This window comes from Aureimonas sp. SA4125 (assembly GCF_019973775.1).
Lineage (GTDB): Bacteria > Pseudomonadota > Alphaproteobacteria > Rhizobiales > Rhizobiaceae > Plantimonas.
Map to the genome: position 1 here is coordinate 109,201 of NZ_AP025032.1, position 21,968 is coordinate 131,168.

The window sequence follows — 21,968 nt, forward strand, 5'->3', positions numbered from 1 at the left end:
CGACGACAAGGCCTGCCGAAAGTCCTGAAACAGGCGACCGAAAGCGAGATACTGATGAGCGACGCGCCAATCAAGCGACCCCTATGGATCCGGATCACCGCCTATGGCTTTGCCGCGGTGCTGTTCGCCAGTGCCGCGATCGGAGGCCTCGCCTGGTATCGCCAGTCGATCATGAGCAGCCAGTTCATCGCCTCCGAACTGACCGACGACATGGCCCATATCCAGGCCGACATGGACGCGCAGAAGCGTGTCGCCTCGGCCCTCGCTCTTGCCCTCGCCGGCGAACCCGAAACCGGCTATCTCATTCAGTCATACGCCCGCGAGGACATCATCCGGCGCTACGCCGACGCCTACCCGGCGATCGTCGCCAACGGCGCGCTGCAGCTGATCACCTTCGTCGACGCCAAGGCGGAGGTCGTCGCCCGCATCCACGAGCCCGACAAGTTCGGCGACAACATGACCGGACGCCGCAAGATGGTGGTCAAGGCGATCGCCGAGGGAAAGCTGATGGCCGGCACCGAGCCCGGTCGCACCGCGGTCAGCATGTTCGCTTCCGCCCCGGTGATGCAGAACGGCGTCGCCGTCGGTGCCGTCGATATCGGCACCAAGCTCACCAATGATTACTTCGCCCGCCTCGCCGACGAGGTTCAGGCCGATGTCGCCGTCTACATCAACGGAGCCGAGGGCCTGGTCAGCCAGGCCTCCACCTTTGCGGACAAGCCGCTGCTGACGCCCGAAGAGCTGAAGGCGACCCTCGAGGGCACGGTGATCCAGCACACCGTCACCACCGCGACGGGAACCTATGCCGTCACCGCCCTGCCGTTCGCCGACTTCTCCGGCACCAAGGTCGGCGTCATGGAGCTGGCCTCGGACATCACCGCGCTGGTCGAGGAGCAGCAGGCGGCCCGACTGGAAGCGATCATCGGCATGATCGCCGTTTGCCTCATCTCGCTCGTCGGCTTCCTGCTCTTCGCCCGCTCGCTCGGGGGCCTGATCCAGCGCCTCACCAAGACCATGGGAAGCCTGGCGGCGGGGTCGCTGACCGTCGAGGTCGTCGGCCAGGACCGGCCGGACGAGATCGGGGCGATGGCCCGGGCCGTTCAGGTGTTCAAGACCGCGGCGCTCGAGAACAAGCGCCTGGAAGCGGAAGCTGCATCGGCGCGGGCGGCGCAGGCGAGCCAGCGCGAGCGGCAGTCGGCCATCGATCAGTCCAAGGAAGAGGACCTGCGCACCTTCGTGCACGCGGTCGAGAACAGCTTCGACGCTCTGTCGGCGGGCGATCTGACGGTGCGCATGGATCAGGCCGTGGCGCCGGAGTTCGAGCCGATCCGGGAGAAGTTCAATGCCAGCGTCGCCGAGCTGGAAGCCGCCATCGGCGGCGTCGCCGGGGGCGTGGCGACGCTGCGCACCGGTCTTGCCGAAATCTCCGTCGCCTCCAACGACCTCGCCCAGCGCACCGAGCAGCAGGCGGCGAGCCTCGAGGAGACGGTCGCGGCGCTGTCGGAAGTGACGACGGGCGTCAACCAGACGGCGGAGGGCGCAGCCCAGGCCCAGGTCGGCGCGACGGCGGCGCAGAAGAATGCCGAGAAGGGCGGCGAGATCGTCGCCAAGGCGGTCGCGGCGATGAGCCAGATCGAGCATTCCTCGGAGGAAATCGGCAAGATCATCGGCGTCATCGACGAGATCGCCTTCCAGACCAACCTTCTGGCCCTCAACGCCGGCGTCGAGGCGGCGCGGGCGGGCGAGGCGGGCCGCGGCTTTGCCGTCGTCGCGCAGGAAGTGCGCGGGCTCGCCCAGCGCTCGGCGGAAGCGGCCAAGGAGATCAAGGCGCTGATCTCGACCTCGTCGAAACAGGTCGGCGAGGGCGTCGAGCTGGTGACGGCGTCGGGCAAGTCGCTGGATGCCATCGTCACGCAGGTCGCGGAGATGTCGGCGGTGGTCGCCGAGATCGCCCGCAGCGCCAAGGAACAGGCGATCTCGCTGCGCGAGGTCTCGGGCGCGGCCGACCAGATGGACAAGGTCACGCAGCAGAACGCCGCAATGGTCGAGGAGGCGACGGCCGCGGCGCAGACGCTGTCGGACGAGACCGACGAGCTCGCCGCCATGGTCGAGCGCTTCACCACCCGGACCGGCCACGGCGGCAAGGCCGCCCCGGCGCGCAGCCAGCCGTCCCGGCCGGCCGCCGCCCGCCCGTCCGCCCGTCCGGTGACGCAGATGCGCACCACCGGCCAAGGCGGCGCCGCCCCGGCGGCCGAGGGCTGGGAGGAGTTCTGATCTCCTCGTTGCTCGCAAAGGGACGGCCGGCCGACACGCCGGCCGTCCCACCGATCCTTCAGGCTTGCCCGATCCCGCCTGCCAATCCCGCCAGGTCCTTCCCGCCAGACCGGCGGCTTGCCGCCGACCGCCTTCCCGAACGATAGTGCGCAGCGCCCCGCGCCATCCGGCGCTGCCATGATTTCCAGGACTTCGGGACACACGCCATGAAACTACAGGACAATGTCGCCGTCATCACCGGCGCCGGCTCCGGCATCGGCCGCGAGATCGCGCTGGCCTTCTGCCGCGAGGGCGCCAAGGTCGCGGTCTGCGACATCAACATGGACGGCGCGAACGCCACTGTGGCCGAGATCGAGGCGGCGGGCGGCGCGGCGATGGCCATCGCCATGGATGTCACCGACGAGGCGGCGGTCGATGCCGGCGTCGACAAGGCCTTCGCCCGTTTCGGGCGGATCGACACGATGATCTCGAACGCCGGGATCCAGATCGTCCATCCGATCGAAAAATTCCCCTATGCCGATTTCCGCAAGGTCATGGACATCCATGTCGGTGGCGGCTTTCTCCTGACCAAGGCCTGCGTCCGGTACATGTACCCGCAGAAATCCGGCGCGCTGATCTACATGGGCTCGGCCCACAGCCACGAGGCCTCGCCGCTGAAGAGCGCCTATGTCGCGGCCAAGCATGCGCTGCTCGGGCTCGGTCGCGTGATGGCCAAGGAGGGCGCCCGGCACGGCGTGCGCTCCAATCTGATCTGTCCCGGTTTCGTCAAGACGCCGCTGGTCGAGAAGCAGATCCCGGAACAAGCCAGGAGCCTTGGCATTTCCGAGGACGAGGTCGTCTCCCGGATCATGCTGGGCGATACCGTCGACCAGGAGTTCACCACCATCAAGGACGTCGCCGACGTGGCGGTGTTCCTCGCCGGCTTCGGCTCCAATGCCCTCACCGGACAGTCGATCCTCGTCAGCCACGGCTGGCATATGGCGTAACCCGCCCCTCAGGAGTTCTTCCATGGAAATCATTACCATCCAGCCGATCGTGGCCCTGATCGCCGGCATTCTGATCCTGGTGATGCCACGGCTTCTCAATATCGTCGTCGCGATCTACCTCATCTTCATCGGCATCACCGGCCTGATGGGATCGGACTTCCTGAACACGATCGGCTAGGACAGACCGAGATCGGAGCGCGTTTGGAGGGCAGACCATGGCGGCGACCCGGATCGTCATTCTCGGCGGCGGGGCCGGCGGGCTCGAACTCGCCAGCGCGCTGTCGAGCCGGCCGGAACTCGACGTCACCCTCGTCGACCGGGTCGGCGCCCATATCTGGAAACCGCGGCTGCACGAATTCGCCGCGGGCACCGTCACATCGACGCTCTCGGAAATCAGCTTCTACATGCTGGCGCAAATGCGCGGCTTCCGCTTCGAGCAGGGAAGTGTCGTCGGCATCGACCGGGCCGCAAGCGAGGTGCGCCTGGCGGCGCCCGACCTTCCCGGCACGGTCGGCTCCGAGCGGCGGATCGGCTATGACCGATGCGTCGTCGCCCTCGGCGGCATCACGGCCGACTTCGGCATTCCGGGCGTGCGCGAGCATGCCATCCGCCTCGATGCCAAGCTCGACGCCGACGCTTTTCGCGACCGTTTCGTCGCCCTCCTGATCAATGCCCGGCAGACGCGCGTTCCGGCCCGCGTCGTGATCGTCGGCTCCGGCGCCACAGGCACGGAACTCGCCGCGCATCTGCGTCTTGCCGAGACGGCGTTCTTCGACCGGCCGGAGACGACCGAGCAGCCGCGGCTTCTCGATCTCACCCTTTTGGAGGCGGCCCCGGAGGTGATGCCGGGGGCCGATGCCGAGTTGCGCGCCGGCGTCGTGCAGCGGCTCGCCGAGCTCGGCGTCACCGTGGTCACCAGCGCCAGGATCACCGCTGTCGAGCCGGGCGCCGTGCGGGCGGCATCGGGCGGGCATTGGCCCGCCGACCTGACGGTCTGGGCAGCGGGGCTTGTCGGCCTCCCCGTGCTGTCGATGCTCGCCGATTTCGAGATGGATCGCAAAGGGCGCATCGTCGTCGACGCCTTCCTGCGCAGTACGGTCGACCCGGCGGTCTATGCCCTTGGCGATGCCGCCAGCCTGACGCCGGATGGCGCGGCGCAACCGCTGCCGCCCACCGCCCAGATCGCCAGCCAGCAGGCGGCCTATCTCGCCTCCAGTCTCGCCGACCCCGTCGCCGCAAAGCCTTTTCGCTTCAAGGACAAGGGCAAGCTCGTCTCGCTCGGCGGAGCCGGGACCGTCGGGCTCGTCGGCTTCCACCGCAATGATTTCTTCGTCGACGGCCAGTTCGCCAAGGCCGCCTATCACGCCTTGCAGCGTCGTCATCAATGGCAGGTGCTGGGGCCGCTGCGTGGCTCCGTCGCCATCCTTGCCGACGTGATCTCGCCGACCAGGGGCCCGGCCCTGAAGCTGCACGGCTGAGCTCGGCCGCGACACGGCCGGCCGCATCGCACGAAAAAGGGCGGCGGGATGTCCCCACCGCCCTTTCTGGCGATCAGCTTAGATGGCCAGCACTCAGGCGGCCTGCTTCTTCTCCGCCCAGCCGGCCAGGACCTTGTCCAGCGTCATCGGATAGTCGCGCAGGCGCACGCCGGTGGCGTTGTAGATGGCATTGCTGATCGCCGCGCCGACGCCCGACAAGGCGAGCTCGCCGATGCCCTTGGAGGCGAGCGGGCTCGCCGCGAGATCGCGCTCCGGCAGGAAGACGACTTCGAGCTGCGGCACGTCGGCATTCACCGGTACGTGGTACTCCGCCAGGTCATGGTTGACGATGAGGCCGCTCCTCGGGTCGATCACCAATTCCTCGGTCAGAGCCGAGCCGATGCCGAAGATCTGGCCACCATAGCACTGTGACATCGCCGTCTTCTCGTTGAGGATGCGGCCCGCCGCCGCGACCGTCAGCAGGCGCCTGATGCGGGTCTCGCCCGTCACCGCATTGACCGCGACCTCGCAGAAATGTGCCCCGTAGCTTGCCTGGTGCGTCTCCTCGAAGGCCTTGCCCGGCTTGAAGTTGCCGATCACCTCGATCGGCTCCCCCGCGAGGAGGTCGACCAGCGACGTCTGACGATTGTCGCCGATGGCGGTACCGTCCTTCAGCGTCAAATGCTGGGCCTGGACGCCCATTTTCTCGGCGAGCGTGCCGATGATGCCCTCGCAGGCGGCGTAGACCGAGGAGCCCGAAGAACTGGCACCCCAGGAGCCACCCGAACCCGGCGCCGGCGGAAGGCTGGAGTCGCCGAGCCTGACGCTGACCCTGGCCAGCGGCAGGCCGAGCATTTCCGCGGCGATCTGCTGCAGGATCGTATAGGTGCCAGTGCCGATATCGGTCATGTCCGTTTCGACGAGCGCGCTGCCGTCGGCGGCCAGCGTGACGCGGGCGGAAGCCTTCTGCAGGAGGTTCTTGCGCGACGCCGCCGACATGCCCATGCCGATCAGCCATTCGCCCTCGCGGCGCGATCCCGGCACGCTCGAGCGGTCGGCCCAGGCGAAACGGCGGGCGCCCTCGTCCATGCATTCGACCAGCATGCGCGAGGAGAAGGGCAGTCCTTCCTGGGGATCGATCTGGGGTTCGTTGCGCTTGCGCAGCTCGATCGGATCGATGTCGAGCTTCTCCGCAAGCTCGTCCATGGCGTTCTCCAGCGCCAGCATGCCGACCGCCTCGCCCGGTGCCCGCATCGACGAGGACAGGACGATGTTGACGTCCGCGATGCGGTGGGTGATCAGCCGGTTTTCGCCGCCATAGAGGAAGACCGTGGAAATGCCGGCCGGTTCGAACACCTTGTCGCCCGGGGTGTTGCCGCCGAGGGTGTCGTGCGCGATGGCGGAGATGACGCCGTTCTCGTCGGCGCCGATCTGGATGCGCTGGATGGTGTCGGTGCGCCGCGACGTCGCCTGGTAGACCTGCTGGCGGGTCAGGGCGATCTTCACGGCGCGGCCGGTTTCCTTCGCGCCGAGCGCGGCGTAGACGGCCTCCGGGCCGATGCCGAGCTTGCCGCCGAAACCGCCGCCGATATAGGGATTCAGCATGCGGATGCGGGCCTTGTCGATGCCGAGGGCGGCGGCGAGCTGGCCGACATTCGTCTGCACCAGCTGATAGCAGCCATAGAGCGTCAGGTCGTCGCCGTCCCAGACCGCGACCGCGGCGTGCGGCTCCATCGCCGAATGGCTCTGGCTCGGCGTCGTATAGGTCAAATCGAGCTTGACCGGCGCCTTCGCGAACGCCCCGGCGAAGTCGCCCTTCTTGACGATCGAGGGCATCGTGCCCTCGCCCGGATCGTAGGGCGTCGCCTTGTCGCTCTCCAGCGAATAGACGCCTTCCGTCGGCGCGTATTCGACCTCGACGAGCTTCGCCGCAGCGCGGGCGATCTCGTAGCTTTCGGCGACGACCAGCGCGATCGGCTGGCCGAAATGGGTGACCTCGCCCTTGATCGAGGCCGGCTTCTTGTCGCCGGGATCGGCGGCGGCGCGCGGGCCGGTGTCGTCGGTGATGACCGTCAGGACCCCGGCCATCCCGAGCGCCTTCATCGTCTCGATGCGGGAGATCTTGCCTGCGCCGATGCCCGACGTCACGACATAGCCATAGGCCACGTCCTTGCCGTGCAGGTTCTCGTAGGCATAGGTCGCGCGGCCGGAGACCTTCAGCGGCCCCTCCATGCGGTCGACGCCCTTGCCGATGACCGCCTGGACGTTGCGGTCGAGCCGGGTCTCGCCGATCGGCGTGTCCATCTGGATGGTGTGTTCGGATCTCATGCCTGTGCTCCCGTCGCTTCGGCAAGAACCGCCGGCAAAGTGCGGCGCATCAGCTCGATCTTGAAATCGTTCTGGCCCTGACCGCGGGCGTCCGCGAGCAGCGTGTCGGCGGCCCGCGCGAAAAGCGCGTCGGACGGCGCCTGGCCGATCAGGAGGTTCTCGACCGCCGGGTCGCGCCACGGCATGTGCGCGACGCCGCCGAAGGCAAGGTTTGCCGCGGCGATCCTGCCGTCCTGCATCGTCACCACGGCGGCGACGGAAATCAGCGCGAAAGCGTAGGACGCGCGGTCGCGGACCTTGCGGTAGACATGCCTGCCGCCCGCCGGCTTCGGCAGATGCACCGCGACGATCAACTCGCCCGCCTCGAGATTGGTCTCGACATCCGGCGTATCGCCCGGCAGGCGGTAGAGATCGGCAAGGCCAAGCCGGCGCGAGGAACCGTCGGCCTTCACCGTCTCGACTTCGGCGCCGAGAGCGCGCATGGCCACCGCCATGTCGGACGGGTGCGTCGCGATGCAGTGCTCGCTGGCGCCCAGAATGGCGTGGATGCGGTTGAAGCCGCCGATGGCGTCGCAGCCCGAGCCGGGCTCGCGCTTGTTGCAGGCGGCGTTCGTCTCGTAGAAATAGCCGCAGCGCGTGCGCTGGAGAAAATTGCCGCCGGTGGTCGCCTTGTTGCGCAGCTGTCCGCTGGCACCGGCGAGCAGCGCGCGGCTGAGCACGGCATAGTCGCGGCGGATGGTGGCGTCGGCGGCAAGATCGCTGTTCGTCACCATGGCGCCGATGCGCAGGCCCGTCTCGGTCGGCGTGATGTCGCGAAGGTCGAGCCGGCTGATGTCGACGAGCTTTTGCGGCGTCTCGATCTGCAGCTTCATCAGGTCGAGGAGGTTGGTGCCACCGGCGATGAACTTTGTCCCGGCGATCGCGGCGGCCGCGGCCGCTGCCTGCGGCTCGCTGGCGCGGGCGTAGTCGAAGGATCTCATGCCGCGTCCTTTGTGGTGTTCTGCTGGCCGACCTCGCGAATGGCGTCGACGATGTTGGGATAGGCGGAGCAGCGGCAGATGTTCCCGCTCATCCGCTCGGAAATCTCGGCATCCGACAGGGCGGCGCCGCCCTCGAGGTCCGCCGTGACGTTGCTCGGCCAGTTGTCACCGACTTCGCCGAGCATGCCGACCGCCGACATGATCTGTCCGGGCGTGCAGTAGCCGCACTGGAAGCCGTCATGGGCGAGAAAGCTCTGCTGCATCGGATGCAGGTTGCCGGGCTCCCCGAGACCCTCGATCGTCGTGATCTCGTCGCCCTCGTGCATCACCGCCAGCGTCAGGCAGGAATTCACCCGGCGCCCGTTGACGAGAACGGTGCAGGCGCCGCACTGGCCGTGGTCGCAGCCCTTCTTCGTCCCGTTCATCGCCAGATGCTCGCGCAGGGCGTCCAGCAGCGACGTGCGCACGTCAAGATCGAGATCGTGTTCTTTTCCGTTGATCGTCAGTCTCGGCAAGACCGGTCTCCTTTGAACTGTTCCAGATTGCGAGAACGCAGGTGCAGCACGAAGGGTTCAACGGAAAAGCGCATCTGGGTCTGCAAAGCATGACGCGGGGCGTGTGGCGTGGCGGTCGCCGGGGGGCGCGACCCCGGGGGTGCTGCCGGGGCGAGTGTCTCCGCCGCCTCCCTCTCTTTACGGGCACCCAGACAACAGCTTCGTCATCCCTGGCTTGAACCCGGGATCCGTTCCAAACCGTTGAAGGATGAGGACCGATGCTGTCGTCCTGAACCGATCTGGCCGAAAATGGCGCCTCGGCATGGATCCCCGGGGCCAAGGCCCGGAGGATGACGATGATCTGGCGAGGCATCCCGCGTCCGTTGGTGCCGCCTGAAACCGCCGCATTCTCGTAAGGCTCGTCCTTCTCGGCCGCAGGCCGGGAACCCATGCCGAGACGCCGTCGCGGTCAAATCGGTGCATGGCGGGACGGTCCACCGCCCTCGATCGCGTTAGGCGATTTGGAATGGGCTCCGGGTCAAGCCCGTGATGACGAAGCTCTGAAGATACAGCCAGGCCGAGGCTGCTGTCGGTCGCAGTGCCGTTGCCCCGACCTCACCTTCCCCGCGCCGCGGCCGGCGACGCTTCAGAATTCGATCCCGCGCTGCGCCTTCACGCCGGAGCGGAACGGGTGCTTGATGGCTTCCATCTCGGTGACGAGATCGGCGAAGTCGATCAGCTCGTCCTTGGCGTTGCGACCGGTGATGACGACATGCTTCATCGCCGGCTTTTGCTTCAGGACCGCGATGATGTCGGCGACGTCGAGATAGTCGTAGCGCAGGACGATGTTGAGCTCGTCGAGGAGGACGAGATCGTGCTCCTCGTCGAGGATCAGCGCCGTGGCGCGTTCCCAGGCGGCCTTGGCGGCGGCGATGTCGCGCTGACGGTCCTGCGTCTCCCAGGTGAAGCCGTCCCCCATGGCCGACATCGAGACCTGGTCGGGAAAATGCTCGAGGATCTTGCGCTCCCCGGTCTCCCATTTGCCCTTCACGAACTGCACGACGCCGACCTTCATGCCGTTGCCGAGGGCCCGGAAGACGAGGCCGAAGGCGGCGGTCGACTTGCCCTTGCCCTTGCCGGTGTGGACGATGACGAGGCCTTTGACCTCGGTCTTGGTCGCCAGGATCTTGTCGCGCGCGGCCTTCTTCTTCTTCATCTTGTCGGCGTGGCGGGCGTCGAGTTCGGCCTCGGTGAGGCCGGTCAGCGCGGCGGATTTTTCGGCCATCAGGCGGGTGTCCTTTCCAAAGCGACGTCGAGGGCGATTCTCGCCGAATTCGAGCGCGGCGACCACAGGCCGCGCGTCACCGCCTCGGCGAGCTTGTCCTGCATCTCGCCGAAGGCGGCAGGATTGTTTTCCGCCATGAAGGCGCTGACCGCCGCATCGGCGACGAAGGCCTGGTAGACCGCGTCGAAATGATGGTCGCGCACCGCCCCGGTGGTGGCAGCGAAGGCGAAGAGATAGTCGACCGTGGCGGCGATCTCGAAGCCGCCCTTGTAGCCGTGGCGCATGACGCCGGCGATCCATTTCGGGTTGACGACGCGGGCCCGGACGACCCGGCCGATCTCCTCCTCGAGGGTGCGGATCACCGGCCGCTCGGGGCGCGAATGGTCGTTGTGGTAGACCGCGGGACGCACACCCGAGAGATGCTCCGCCGCCGCCGTCATGCCGCCCTCGAACTGGTAGTAGTCGTCGCTGTCGAGGAGATCGTGCTCGCGGTTGTCCTGATTCTGCACCACGGCCTCGATGCCGGACAGACGGGTTTCGAGGCCCGGCCGGTCGGCCTCGCCTTCCACATCGGCGCCATAGGCATAGGCGCCCCAGACGAGAAAGGCCTCGGCGAGATCGGCGCGCTCGGCCCAGCCCTTTTCGTCGATCAGCGCCTGCAGGCCGGCCCCGTAGGCACCGGGCTTCGAGCCGAAGATGCGAAAGCCAGCGCGCCGTGAAGCGTCCGCCGGGCTGGTGCCAGCCGCAAGGAGAGCGGCTTCCTCCGACCGCATCCGCGCCGCGATCGGATTGTCGTCTTCGTCCTCGTCGAGCGCCCCCACGGCGCGGATGGCGCGGTCGAACAGCGCGATCTGGTCGGGGAAGGCGTCGCGGAAGAAGCCGGAAATGCGCAAGGTGACGTCGACCCGGGGACGGCCGAGGAGGGCGGTGGACATGATCTCGAAGCCGGTGACGCGGGCGACGTCCCAGGTGGGCCTGACGCCGATCAGCGCGAGCGCCTGCGCGATGTCGTCGCCGCCGGTGCGCATGTTGGCGGTGCCCCAGGCGGTGAGGCCGATCGCGCCAGGCCAGTCGCCATGATCCTGCAGGTGGCGCAGCACCAGAAGCTCGGCTGATTTCTGCCCGAGCGTCCAGGCCGCCGGGGTCGGCACGGCGCGCGTGTCGACGGAAAAGAAGTTGCGCCCCGTCGGCAGCACTTCCGGCCGCCCGCGCGTCGGCGCACCGGAGGGACCGGGCGCGACGAAGCGGCCGTCCAGTCCAGCAAGGAGACCAGTCAGTTCCGACGCACCGCAGGCTTCGACCGACGGCCGCAGCCGCGCGTCGATCTCGGCCAGCACCGGGGCTGTGGACAACCAGTGGATATCTCCCTGCATCGCCCCCGAAACGAGCCCGGTGGCGAGGAGCTCCAGCCGCTCGACGGTGTCGCCGGTACTGCGCCAGGGATCCGAGGACAGGCTGTGGAGAAGCTGTGGACGCGGGCCGATCCAGGGCAAAGACATGTCGCAGTCGAGGGGGTCGAAGGGGTGGATGTCCGGCTGTGACGCCTTCGCAGCTCGAACACCGCCCAGCGAAGACCTGCCCGCCAACCCCAGATCCGCCGCGAGCGCCCGGTGCAGCGAAGCGTCGCGCGGCGCCATCCCGCGCGGCAGCCGCGCCAGCGCCACGACGAGATCGGTCAGCAGCCGCCCCTCGGGCGCGACGCCAAAGACGTGCAGCCCGTCTCGGATCTGCATTTCCTTGAGGTCGCAGAGATAGGCGTCGAGCTTTTCCAGGGCCGTGTCGTCTCCCTCGCCGGGCGAAATCCCGGCATCGGCGTCGAGGCCGATATCGGCCATGAGGTCGAGAATCTCACGCGTCAGCAGCGCCACCCGGCGCGGGTCGCTGCCGGCGGCCTGGTAGTATTCGTCGACGAGGGCTTCGAGATCGCGCAAGGGGCCGTAGGTCTCGGCGCGTGTCAGCGGCGGCGTCAGATGATCGATGATGACGGCGCTCGCCCGGCGCTTGGCCTGGCTGCCCTCGCCGGGATCGTTGACGATAAAGGGGTAGAGATGCGGCACCGGCCCAAGTACGGCCTCGGGAAAACATTCCTCCGACAGCGCCAGCGCCTTGCCCGGCAGCCATTCGAGGTTGCCGTGCTTGCCCATGTGGATCACCGCCTGCATGCCGAACTCCCGGCGCAGGAAGGCGTAGAGTGCGAGATAGTTGTGCGGCGGCACGAGGTCGGGGGAGTGGTAGGTCTCCTTCGGATCGATGTTGTAGCCGCGCGCCGGCTGCACGCCGACGACGAGATGGCCGAAGCGCATGACCGGCAAGGCGAAGCCATAAGCGGGGTCGACGAAGGGGTCGTCTTCGGGCGCGCCCCAGCGGTCGGTCACGGCGGCCTGGACTGCGGCGGGCAGGCCGGCGAAAAAGGCGCGGTAGGCTGTCAGCGACAGCGTCTCCCGGATTTTTCGGGCGCGCGTGCCGGCATTCGTCGGGCCGGCCATCAGGTGCTCGATCAGCGCATTGCCGTCCTCGGGAATGGCGTCGACGCGGTAACCGGCGGCAAGCATCGCGCGCATCACCTCGATCGTGCCGGCCGGGGTGTCCAGGCCGACGCCGTTGCCGAGGCGGCCGTCGCGGTTGGGATAGTTGGCGAGCAGCAGCGCCACGCGGCGTTCCGGCGCGGGGGTCGCCCGCAGCGTGGCCCAGGCGGCGGCGAGGTCCGCCACGAACCGGACCCGGTCCGGCACGGCGCGGTGCGCCACGATGTCGATTTCGCATGCCGCGTCCCACTCGCCCGCCGCCTTGAAGGCGATGGCGCGCGACAGCACCCGGCCGTCGACTTCCGGCAGCGCCACCTGCATCGCGAGGTCGCGCCCGGACAAGCCCTGGCTCGAGATCTCCCAGGCCTCCCGTCGTCCGCTCGACAGGATCGCCTGCAGCACCACGGCGCCGTGCTCCTCCAGCACCGTCGGCTTGCGGGCGCCGGTCGGGGACGAGACAGCAAAGCCGGTGAGGTTGATCACCACCGCCGGCTGCCGCCGCGCGAAGACCGCCCGGACGGTCTCGATCGAGACGGGATCCTTGAGGCTGGAGACGTAGACGGGGAGGGCGTCGAGCCCGGCCTTCTCCAGCGCCTCGCACAGAGCCTCGACAGGTTCCGTCTGGCCGCTCTGGACGAGGGCGCGGTAGAAGACGACGGCGGCGAGGGGGCGGGCGTGAGCCTCGGGAAAGGGCGAGGCCATACCCCCTTCTGGCTTGCCAGCCATCTCCCCCTCAAGGGGGGAGATCGGCCAGCCGCTGCCGTTCGTCCCCCTCGATCTCCCCCCTTGAGGAGGAGATGCCCGGCAGGGCGGAGGGGGGTGCGCATCCGAGCAGCCCGACCGATCCAACATCCCCGCCTTCAGCAGCGGCTGTGCCTCCGCCGGCCAGTTCCCCGCGCCGATCGCCGCCGCGCAGCCGCCGAGAAACTTTCCCGCATTTTCCGCGCCGCCTTCGACGAGGCAGCGCCAGAGAAACGCCCGCGCCTCCGCAGCGATCGTCGAGAAGCGGTCGAGACTGGAATCCGGGCGGTCATCGCCGGGCAGGGCGCAGATCTCGATCCCCTTGGTCTGTGCCAGCGCCAGCAGCGCCTCCAGCCCATAGGTCCAATAGGCCGCGCCGCCGAGGAGGCGGACGACGACGAGCTTCGCCCGGGCCAGCGTCTTTTCCGCGTAGAGATCGACCGACATCGGGTGGGCGAGTTGCAGCACGTTGGCGAGGCGCAAGGTCGGGGCATCCGCGCCCTGCCGACCTCTCGCCGCGGCCAGCGCCGCCAGCTCGGTATCGGCCGAGGAGAGAAAGACGATGTCGCCCGGCGACTGGCCGAGATCGATCGCTTCGCCGGCTTCCGCCACCGTCCCGCGCTGGGCGACGAGAAGATGCATCAGGCCGCCGCCGTCTCCGGCTTGAGCGTCAGCGCGGCGATCTCGCGGGCGATTGCCACCTCGTCGAGGCCGTCATGCAGGCCGATGACGACAAGGCGGGTCGCCCGCGCCTCGCTCTCGCGCCAGGGGCGGTCGAAATAGGTCTCGACGCGTCCGCCGACGGCCTGCACGACAAGCCGCATCGGCTTTCCCGGAACCGCGGCAAAGCCCTTGAGGCGCAGGATGTCGTGCCGCCCGATCAGCGTCTTCAGCGCTTCGGCGAAGGCCAGGGGATCGGCGACGGCGCCGCCGTCCGCGACAAAGCTCTCGAAGTCGTCGTGATCGTGCATCTCGCCGCCTTCATGCTCGATCTCGTGATGCGAGCGGCGCGCGGCGATGTGATCCTCGGTCGCCGAACCGAGGCCGAGCAGCACGTCGGCGGGCAGCTTGCCGCCCGAGGCCAGGATCGCTTTCACCGGCCGGTCGCCCGCCGCCGCCGCCACCGCGGCGCGCACCGCCTCCATCGCCTGGGCGTCGACGAGGTCGGACTTGTTGAGGACGACGAGGTCGGCGGCGCGGATCTGGTCCTCGAACAGCTCTTCCAGCGGATTGTCGTGGTCGAGGCTTTCGTCGGCGGCGCGCTGCGCGGCGATTCCGGCCTCGTCGTCGGCAAAGCGCCCGGCGGCTACCGCCGCCGCGTCGATCACGGTGATGACGCCGTCGACGGTGACGCGCGCCTTCACCTCGGGCCAGTTGAACGCGGCGACGAGCGGCTGCGGCAGTGCCAAGCCCGAGGTCTCGATGACGATATGGTCGAGTTTTCCGGGCCGCGCGAGAAGTTTGGCCATGGCGGGAAGAAAGTCGTCGGCGACGGTGCAGCAGATGCAGCCATTGGTCAGCTCGACGACGTCGTCCTCGCTGCAGGTCTCGATGCCGCAACCCTTCAGGAGATCGCCGTCGACGCCGAGGTCGCCGAACTCGTTGATGATGAGGGCGATGCGGCGCCCCCCGGCGTTTTCGAGAAGGTTGCGGATCAGCGTCGTCTTGCCGGCGCCGAGGAAGCCGGTGATGACGGTGGCGGGTATCTTGGAAGCGATCATGTCTATCCCTTGAGGGTCAGTGGCAGGCCGGCAGCGACGAAGGAGACGCGCGTGGCGACGGCCGCGATGGACTGGTGCAGCCGGCCGGCATGGTCGCGAAACGCCCGCGCCATGGCATTGTCCGGCACGATGCCGAGGCCGACTTCATTGGAAACGAGAACCACCGGACAGGGCAGGGGCCCGGCGAGAAGGGTGGCAAGGTCGTCCGACGCGGCAGGAATGTCGGCCCCGGCCAGCATCAGATTGGTGACCCAGAGGGTCAGGCAGTCGACGAGGATCGCACCGCCTTCGCGTGCGTGCTGCGAGATCGCCGCGCCGAGCGCGAGCGGCGCGTCGACCGTCGTCCAGATGTCTTGGCGGCGGTCACGGTGTTCCGCGATCCGCCGGCGCATCTCGCCGTCATGCGCCTCGGCCGTGGCGATATAGAAAGCCGGCCGGCCGGAGGCCTCGATCAGCCCTTCGGCGAACCGGCTCTTGCCCGAACGAGCCCCGCCGAGGACGAGGGTCACGCCGTCGGCAAGGGTTGTGCCGGCGATCATGCGGGGCGCGGATCGGCGAGGCTGGTGCGCCGCATGCGGTCGAAGGCATGGCCGGAGAACTGGCCGAGGAGGAGCCAGAAACCGGCCGTCGTGACGAGCGAGGCCACGGCGAATTCGGCCGCGAGCGTCGGCGGAACCGGGCTGGCGAGGTCCGCCGGATGCGGCGCGCCGACGAAATGCGGCAGCACCAGCGCGGCGATGCCCAGCGCCTGCATCCACGCCTCCCGGCGAAGGATCAAGGCATAGGCGGCGAAGGCGGCGAGGACGGCGGTGACGATCCACCAGAGCTGCCGTGCACCGAGATCGGCGACGGGCATGGCCGGCAGTTCCGGCGCAAGGCCGATCGCCGGGGCGAGGTGGATGACGGCAAAGCCGATGAGTCCCCAGAGTGCACCGGTCGCCGCCGTGATCGGCCGGTCGAGGACGAGGCTGGCGGCGGCCAGGATCAGCGCGAACCCTGCACCGGTCACGAGGTTGGCGAGGACGGTGCCGAGGAGCCGGCTTTCGACGAGGGGCCCGCCTTCGCCGGCGTCCCCCGCCGCGGTTGCGTGCGTGTGGACGAGGCGCACGGTCGCACCATCGTCCGGGGAAAGCGTCGCCGCCTCGGCCGGGGTGGTGAAACTGAGGCTGGCTGCGTGGTCATGCGCCGGGGCGCCGCCCCCCTCGAAGGTCTCGGCATGGAGGATGAGGGGAATGACCCGGGCATATTGCACCGGCGTGATCAGAAGACCGGCGAAAAGGCCGGCGGCCAGTGCGGCCAGAAACATGCGAACGATCATGGGACACCTTCATGGCTTCCGCGCGCCGCGTCGCATCGGGACAAACGGCGGCAACCGGCATGGGGCCGGCGGGAGAGCGATTGACTTCACCAGGGCAGAACGGTCGCCGCGAGGCTTGCCGTCAGGCCCGTTGCTTCAGACACTTCCGCCGCCCGATCCCGGAGGCGAGCGGTCGAAAGGCGTCAGTGGCAGGGAAATCCGAAGGCGTGGCGCATGTCGTGTGCGGTATCGTGCAGCGTCTGCGCATTGGCAAAGCCAGCGCCCCAGACGAAGAAGGCGCCGAGCACCAGCGCGAACAGGCCGGCACCGAGACGCGTGGCGGCGGGTATCGCGACGGGCGCGACGACAGAAGACGTATGCATGGACTCAACCTCCGTGAAGACCGCGAAATGCAGTCTTTTCTCAAGGGATGGCAGGTCTCCTGGCTCACGGGTCATCGGTCTTTTCCTGCCTTCCCAAGGCCCAGGGCCTCAGTGGCGTTTCCCTTCCGGCGTGCCGCCGGCAAAAGGTGGAAAGACCTCGCCGCTCTACAGTCGCGGGGTCGGCTGCGATACGGATCCCCTGATTGGGTCGGTCCTTCGCATTCCCTCTTAGCCCGAGGCGCAGCGCGCACCTCGTGACCATCCGCCGCGAAGGATAGACGGGTGCGGCGTCCTGTCAATCGAAATGCCGGCGATGCGGGCGGACAGGCGCACGACCGGAAGGCCGCCGACCCCTTCCGTCGCCCTTGATTCTGCCGGGCGAAAAGGTTCGACTTCACGGCGGCGGCGTCTATGTCACGAGCAAGATTCCTGGAGGCCCCCATGACGCATTCCCTTCTCGTCCCCGGCAACACCGCCCTCATCACCGGCGGCGCCGCCGGCATCGGCCTTGCCACAGCCACGCGCCTCGTCGCACTCGGGCTGAAGGTCTGCCTCGTCGACCGTGACGAGGCAAAGCTGGCGGACGCTGCCGCCACGCTGAAGGCGCTCTCCGGGGCGCAGGAGGACGGCGTGATCGCGGTGGCCGCCGACGTCGCCGACCGGGCGGCCATGGAGGCCGTCGCTGACATGATCTTCGAGCGCTGGGGGACGATCCACGTCCTGATGAACAATGCCGGCATTCAGCCCGGCAGCGGCATTCTCGGCCCCCGCGAGGCCTGGGACACGGTGCTTCAGGTCAATCTCGGCGGCGTCGTCAACGGCGTCCAGGTCTTCGTGCCCCGGATGATCGCGCGCGGAGAGGGCGGCGTGGTCATCAACACCGGCTCCAAGCAGGGCATCACGACGCCGCCGGGCGATCCGGCCTACAACGTCGCCAAGGCCGGGGTGAAGGTGTTGACGGAGGCGCTGCAGCACGAGTTCCGCAACATGGATGGCGGCCTTCTCTCGGCCCATCTCCTCATTCCCGGCTTCGTCTTCACCGGCCTCACCGCCGGCGACCGCACCGAAAAACCCGCGGGCGCCTGGACGCCGGAACAGACCGCCGACTTCATGCTGGAGAAGCTCGAGGCCGGCGATTTCTACATCCTCTGCCCGGACGGCGAGGTGACGCGCGCCATGGACGAAAAGCGCATCGCCTGGGCCGCCGGCGACATCACCGAAAACCGCCCGCCGCTGTCGCGCTGGCACACGGACTGGGCGGACAAGTTCAAGGCGTGGGCGAGGGGCTAGCGGGCGGCGATAGCCAGCAGCCTTTCCACATCCACCACCCGCTCCAGATCCGCAGCAATCTGGTCCAGCGCCGCCTCGATCTCCCCGCGGTCGTCGCGCAGCGCGCTCCGGTGACCGAGCCGCGCCAGAAAATTGTGGCGAAAGGCGTCGGCACCGAAGAAACCGTGCAGATAGGTGCCGAGCACTCTTCCATCGGCGCTGGTCGCGCCCGAGGCAAGGCCGTCGACGAGGACGACGGGCCTTGCGCAATCGGGCCCGAAGGTCTCGCCGAGATGGATCTCGTAGCCCTCGAGCGCCTCGCCGTCCGGAGTGGTCGCGGTGACGGCGCGCAGCACCTTTTCCGGCGCCATGACGGTCTCGACGTCGAGAAGGCCGAGACCTTCGGCCTCGCGCGCCTCGCCTTCGAGACCGAGCGGATCGCTGACGCGGCGCCCGAGCATCTGGTAGCCGCCGCACAGGCCGACGACATGCCCGCCCCGCGCCACGTGGCGCTGGAGATCGGCGTCCCAGCCATGGGCGCGAAAGCCTGCGAGATCGGCGATGGTCGACTTGGAGCCGGGGATCACGACGAGGGCGGCGTCGTCCGGCAGGCGCTCTCCCGGCCCGGCGAAGACGACGTCGAGGCCGGGCTCGGCCCGGAGCGGATCGAGGTCGTCGAAATTGGCGATGCGGCCGAGCACCGGCACGGCCACGACGAGCCGACCACTGCGCTCCTGGGAACCAGCTTGCGGCCGTGCGAGGCGCTCCAGCGCGACCGAATCTTCCGCCGGCAGCCGGGCGGCGGCGGCAAGATGGGGAATGACGCCGAGCGAGGGCCAGCCGGTGAACCGCGTCACGGCGGCGAGCCCCTCGTCGAACAGCGAGACGTCGCCGCGGAACTTGTTGATGACAAAGCCCGCGATCATCGCCCGGTCCTCTGGCGACAGGACGGCGTGGGTGCCGACCAGCGAGGCGATGACGCCGCCGCGGTCGATGTCGCCGACGAGGATCACCGGAACGTTCGCGGCGGTGGCAAAGCCCATATTGGCGATGTCGCCGGCTCTGAGGTTGATCTCGGCCGGCGAGCCCGCGCCCTCGACGATGACGAGGTCGGCGCCCTCGCCGACATGGGCAAAGCTCTCCAGCACGCGGGCGAGGAGCTGCGGCTTCAGCCGCTGGTAGTCGCGCCCCTTGGCCTCGCCGAAAACGCGGCCCTGGACGACAATCTGGCTGCCGGTCTCCGACTGCGGCTTCAGGAGGACCGGGTTCATGTGAACCGTCGGCGCGACGCCGCAGGCCAGCGCCTGCAGCCATTGCGCCCGGCCGATCTCACCCATGGAATCGCTGCCGGGGATTGCCGCGACGGCGGCGTTGTTCGACATGTTCTGCGGCTTGAAGGGCCGCACCTTGAGGCCGCGCCGGGTGAACAGGCGGCAGAGGCCGGCGACGAGCACGGTCTTGCCGACGTCCGAGCCCGTGCCCTGGAGCATGATGGCGGCGGGCATCGTCAGGAGAGCAGCAGCTTGGCGGCGAGCGCGAGGCACACGACGACGAGGAGCGGGCGGATCAGTCTGGCGCCGAAGCGCATGGCGAACATCGCGCCGAGGCGCGCCCCGGCGAACTGCGCGGCGCCCATGGCGAGGCCGAGCTTCCAGACGATCGCGCCGGAAAAGGCGAAGACGACGAAGCCGCCGACATTCGAGGCGAAGTTGAGGAGTTTCGTATGCGCCGTCGCCTTGAGGATGCCGTAGCCGGCCAGCGTGACGAAGGCGAGCATGAAGAAGGAGCCGGTGCCCGGTCCGAACAGCCCGTCATAGGCGCCGATCAGCGGTACCAGGAAACAGGCAAAGACCACGGGCGAAATCCGGCGCTCGGCGTCCCGGTCGGAAAGGCCGGGCTTCAGCGCGAAATAGAGCGCGATGGCGATGAGGAGGAAGGGCAGCAGCGTCTGCAGAACCCCGGTCGGCAGCACCATGGCGCCGAGCGCGCCGAGCACCGCGCCGGCAAAGGACAGAAGCGCCGTCGGCGCCAGTTTCCTCAGGTAGACATGGCCCTTGGCGGCATAGCTGATCGACGCCGAGCCCGAGCCGAACAGCGATTGCAGCTTGTTCGTGCCGAGCGCCGCCAGCGGATCGACCCCGCCGAGGAGAAGCGCCGGAATGGTGATCAACCCGCCGCCACCGGCAATGGCGTCGACGAAGCCGGCAGCGAAGGCGGCGAGCACGAGAAGGGCGAAGGTGGAGGCGAGCATTGCGGGCTTTCGGGGAAGCGATTCGCGGGAGGTGAAGCTATCGGCGGGACGCCGTTCGCAGCGCCACCTCTTGCACCGTCCTTTCCAATTAGTCATCCCGGGCTTGACCCGGGACCCATTCCACTTCGCCGAACATGATCGAAGGCGGAGGACATTCCCGATCCTGATCCGAGTTGGCGGTGACGGCGCTTGGGCCCGGGTCAAGCCCAGGATGAATAGTCTCATAGGCTTGAGGAGGTGTCACAGCCTGCTGAGCGCAAAGCACCGTCCTTTCCGATTCCTCGGGGCTTTGTCCCCGGGGACCCATTCCAAACCGCCGAACGCGATCGAGGGCGGTGGACCTTCCCGTCCTGATCCGATTTGGCAGTGACAGCGCCTCGGCATGGGTTCCGGGTCAAGCCCGGAATGACGAACCTGAGAGGATCGAGCATCGTGTCCAGCGTTTGGGTTGGGCGTCTCAGATTGTTATCGCCGCATTTGACCAAATCGCCGCCGTGCTGTTTACCTCGCCCAAACTGACGGTGCCCGCACGAGCGGGCTGAAAGCGATACCGGTGCGGCCGACCCAGAAGGGGGCCAAGACGGTGCTGTCGGAACGGCACGCCCCGGGCTTTCGTCCTGGCGTCTCCTCCGGCGTGCGACAAACGGAGGACGACATGCAGGCTCTGATGATGTGCGGCCATGGCAGCCGCGATGCCGGCGCGATGGAAGAATTCTCCGGCCTCGCCGCCAAGATGCGCGTCCGCCTGCCGGACTGGGCGATAGAATACGGCTATCTCGAATTTGCCAAGCCGATCATCCGCGAGGGGCTCGATGCGCTGCGCGCGCGGGGCGCGACCCAGGTGCTGGCGCTGCCGGGCATGCTGTTTGCGGCGGGCCACGCCAAGAACGACATCCCCTCCGTCCTCAACACCTATGCCGCCGCCAATGGTCTCGACATCACCTACGGGCGCGAGCTCGGCATCGATCCGAAGATGATCCGCGCCGCCGGCGCACGCATCCGCGAGGCATTGCGGACCACGGGCTGGCGCGACGGCGAGCCGCTGCACGACACGATGCTCGTCGTCGTCGGCCGCGGCGCCTCCGACCCGGACGCCAATTCCAACGTCTCCAAGGTCATGCGCATGCTCTGGGAGGGCCTCGGCTTCGGCTGGGGCGAGACGGCCTATTCCGGCGTCACCTTTCCGCTGGTCGAGCCCGGCCTCGAGCACGCCGCCAAGCTCGGCTACAAGAAGATCGTCGTCTTCCCGTATTTTCTCTTCACCGGCGTTTTGGTGCGGCGGATCTACGACCAGACGGACGCCGTCGCCGCCCGCCATCCCGAGATCGCCTTTCTCAAGGCTTCCTATCTCGGCGCCCACGACCTCGTCGTCGAAACCTTCGTCGACCGCCTGACGGAGATCCTCGAGGGCACGAACAACATGAACTGCCAGATGTGCAAGTACCGCGAGCAGGTGCTGGGCTTCGAGGCGGAAGTCGGCCTGCCGCAGGAAAGCCACCATCACCATGTCGAGGGCGTCGGCTCCTCGGCCGACTGCGCGCTCTGCGACACGGTCTGCACCGGCGCCTGCCGGGCCGTGAAGGTGGCGCCGACGTCAGTCCGCGCGCCGCAGCAATCCCAGGCCGTCCGCCCCGTGGAGGCGGCGCACGATCACGGCCACGATCACGGGCATTCCCATGATCATGACCACGCGCATCTGCACGACCATGAGCATGGTCACGCCCATTCGCACGATCACGCCCATGGACAGGCGGGCGGGCACGACGGTCATGGGGATGATAGTCATGGGCATGACCATGGAGACCCTTCCCATTCGGGCCACGGGCATTCCCACGACCATGCCGGCCACAGCCACGCCCATGGCGACCACGTGCACCATCCCTATCCCCATGCCGACCATCCGCTAGGCCCCCAGTCGATGGTGAAACCGATGGTAAGACCATGAGCCTGTTCGAA

General features: G+C 68.2%; 17 protein-coding genes and 1 riboswitch. Of the genes, 6 read left to right on the forward strand and 11 right to left on the reverse strand.

The features are described 5' to 3' along the window. The first annotated feature begins 54 nt into the window (after window positions 1-54). The 4 genes from Sa4125_RS00560 (at window position 55) to Sa4125_RS00575 (ending at window position 4,738) form a co-directional block, all read left to right on the forward strand. Entirely contained in the window at window positions 55-2,274 is a 2,220-nt protein-coding gene (locus tag Sa4125_RS00560; RefSeq protein WP_224002567.1) for a methyl-accepting chemotaxis protein, read from the forward strand. Between the two features lie 206 nt (window positions 2,275-2,480). Then, window positions 2,481-3,260: a 3-hydroxybutyrate dehydrogenase gene (locus Sa4125_RS00565; RefSeq protein WP_224002569.1), complete on the forward strand. Its 780-nt coding sequence runs from the start codon at window positions 2,481-2,483 to the stop codon at window positions 3,258-3,260. Between the two features lie 22 nt (window positions 3,261-3,282). Then, a complete protein-coding gene (locus Sa4125_RS00570; protein ID WP_224002571.1) occupies window positions 3,283-3,438 on the forward strand; it encodes a DUF3096 domain-containing protein in 156 nt (51 codons plus the stop codon). A gap of 37 nt (window positions 3,439-3,475) precedes the next feature. Further along, window positions 3,476-4,738, forward strand: coding sequence for an FAD-dependent oxidoreductase (locus tag Sa4125_RS00575; protein ID WP_224002573.1), 1,263 nt, complete (start codon window positions 3,476-3,478; stop codon window positions 4,736-4,738). Between the two features lie 93 nt (window positions 4,739-4,831). Here Sa4125_RS00575 and Sa4125_RS00580 read toward each other — a convergent pair whose 3' ends face one another. The 9 genes from Sa4125_RS00580 to Sa4125_RS00620 all read right to left on the reverse strand — a co-directional run bounded on the left by Sa4125_RS00580 (window position 4,832) and on the right by Sa4125_RS00620 (window position 16,492). Beyond that, window positions 4,832-7,066 (reverse strand): xanthine dehydrogenase family protein molybdopterin-binding subunit, encoded by a 2,235-nt coding sequence (locus Sa4125_RS00580; RefSeq protein WP_224002581.1) that lies wholly within the window; start codon window positions 7,064-7,066, stop codon window positions 4,832-4,834. Beyond that, window positions 7,063-8,046, reverse strand: coding sequence for a xanthine dehydrogenase family protein subunit M (locus Sa4125_RS00585; protein ID WP_224002583.1), 984 nt, complete (start codon window positions 8,044-8,046; stop codon window positions 7,063-7,065). Before Sa4125_RS00585 ends, Sa4125_RS00580 begins: the two co-directional genes overlap by 4 nt. Next, the gene (locus Sa4125_RS00590) at window positions 8,043-8,561 is read right to left on the reverse strand and encodes a 2Fe-2S iron-sulfur cluster-binding protein (RefSeq protein ID WP_224002585.1); all 519 of its coding nucleotides are present in this window, start codon (window positions 8,559-8,561) and stop codon (window positions 8,043-8,045) included. The genes Sa4125_RS00585 and Sa4125_RS00590 overlap by 4 nt, the downstream gene beginning before the upstream one ends. Before the next feature lie 625 nt (window positions 8,562-9,186). Next, window positions 9,187-9,825: a cob(I)yrinic acid a,c-diamide adenosyltransferase gene (cobO, locus tag Sa4125_RS00595; protein ID WP_224002587.1), complete on the reverse strand. Its 639-nt coding sequence runs from the start codon at window positions 9,823-9,825 to the stop codon at window positions 9,187-9,189. Continuing rightward, window positions 9,825-13,733, reverse strand: a complete 3,909-nt coding sequence (gene cobN, locus Sa4125_RS00600; RefSeq protein ID WP_224002589.1) for a cobaltochelatase subunit CobN — start codon at window positions 13,731-13,733, stop codon at window positions 9,825-9,827. The genes cobO and cobN overlap by 1 nt, the downstream gene beginning before the upstream one ends. After that, window positions 13,733-14,812, reverse strand: a complete 1,080-nt coding sequence (gene cobW / locus Sa4125_RS00605) for a cobalamin biosynthesis protein CobW (protein ID WP_224002591.1) — start codon at window positions 14,810-14,812, stop codon at window positions 13,733-13,735. Before cobW ends, cobN begins: the two co-directional genes overlap by 1 nt. Before the next feature lie 2 nt (window positions 14,813-14,814). Beyond that, window positions 14,815-15,351, reverse strand: coding sequence for a bifunctional adenosylcobinamide kinase/adenosylcobinamide-phosphate guanylyltransferase (gene cobU / locus Sa4125_RS00610; protein WP_224002593.1), 537 nt, complete (start codon window positions 15,349-15,351; stop codon window positions 14,815-14,817). Further along, entirely contained in the window at window positions 15,348-16,130 is a 783-nt protein-coding gene (locus Sa4125_RS00615; protein ID WP_224002595.1) for a CbtA family protein, read from the reverse strand. Before Sa4125_RS00615 ends, cobU begins: the two co-directional genes overlap by 4 nt. A 182-nt stretch (window positions 16,131-16,312) precedes the next feature. Beyond that, complete coding sequence (locus Sa4125_RS00620) at window positions 16,313-16,492, reverse strand: CbtB-domain containing protein (protein WP_224002597.1); 180 nt, start codon at window positions 16,490-16,492, stop codon at window positions 16,313-16,315. 31 nt (window positions 16,493-16,523) lie between these two features. Then, a riboswitch (cobalamin riboswitch) is annotated at window positions 16,524-16,770 on the reverse strand. Window positions 16,771-16,933: 163 nt separating this feature from the next. On the opposite strand from Sa4125_RS00620, the gene Sa4125_RS00625 reads away from it, so the two are divergent. Further along, window positions 16,934-17,782 carry an SDR family NAD(P)-dependent oxidoreductase gene (locus Sa4125_RS00625; protein WP_224002599.1) on the forward strand — a complete coding sequence of 283 codons (849 nt, stop codon included), beginning with the start codon at window positions 16,934-16,936 and terminating at the stop codon, window positions 17,780-17,782. Here the strand turns inward: Sa4125_RS00625 and Sa4125_RS00630 are convergent. Then, window positions 17,779-19,266 carry a cobyric acid synthase gene (locus Sa4125_RS00630; protein ID WP_224002601.1) on the reverse strand — a complete coding sequence of 496 codons (1,488 nt, stop codon included), beginning with the start codon at window positions 19,264-19,266 and terminating at the stop codon, window positions 17,779-17,781. The two genes, Sa4125_RS00625 and Sa4125_RS00630, sit on opposite strands and share 4 nt — an antisense overlap. Window positions 19,267-19,268: 2 nt before the next feature. Then, on the reverse strand, window positions 19,269-20,012 hold the full coding sequence (locus Sa4125_RS00635; RefSeq protein ID WP_224002610.1) for a TSUP family transporter: 744 nt from the start codon (window positions 20,010-20,012) through the stop codon (window positions 19,269-19,271). 655 nt (window positions 20,013-20,667) lie between these two features. Between Sa4125_RS00635 and Sa4125_RS00640 the strand changes: the two genes are divergently transcribed. Then, complete coding sequence (locus Sa4125_RS00640) at window positions 20,668-21,957, forward strand: sirohydrochlorin chelatase (RefSeq protein ID WP_224002612.1); 1,290 nt, start codon at window positions 20,668-20,670, stop codon at window positions 21,955-21,957. The last annotated feature ends 11 nt before the right edge of the window (window positions 21,958-21,968 follow it).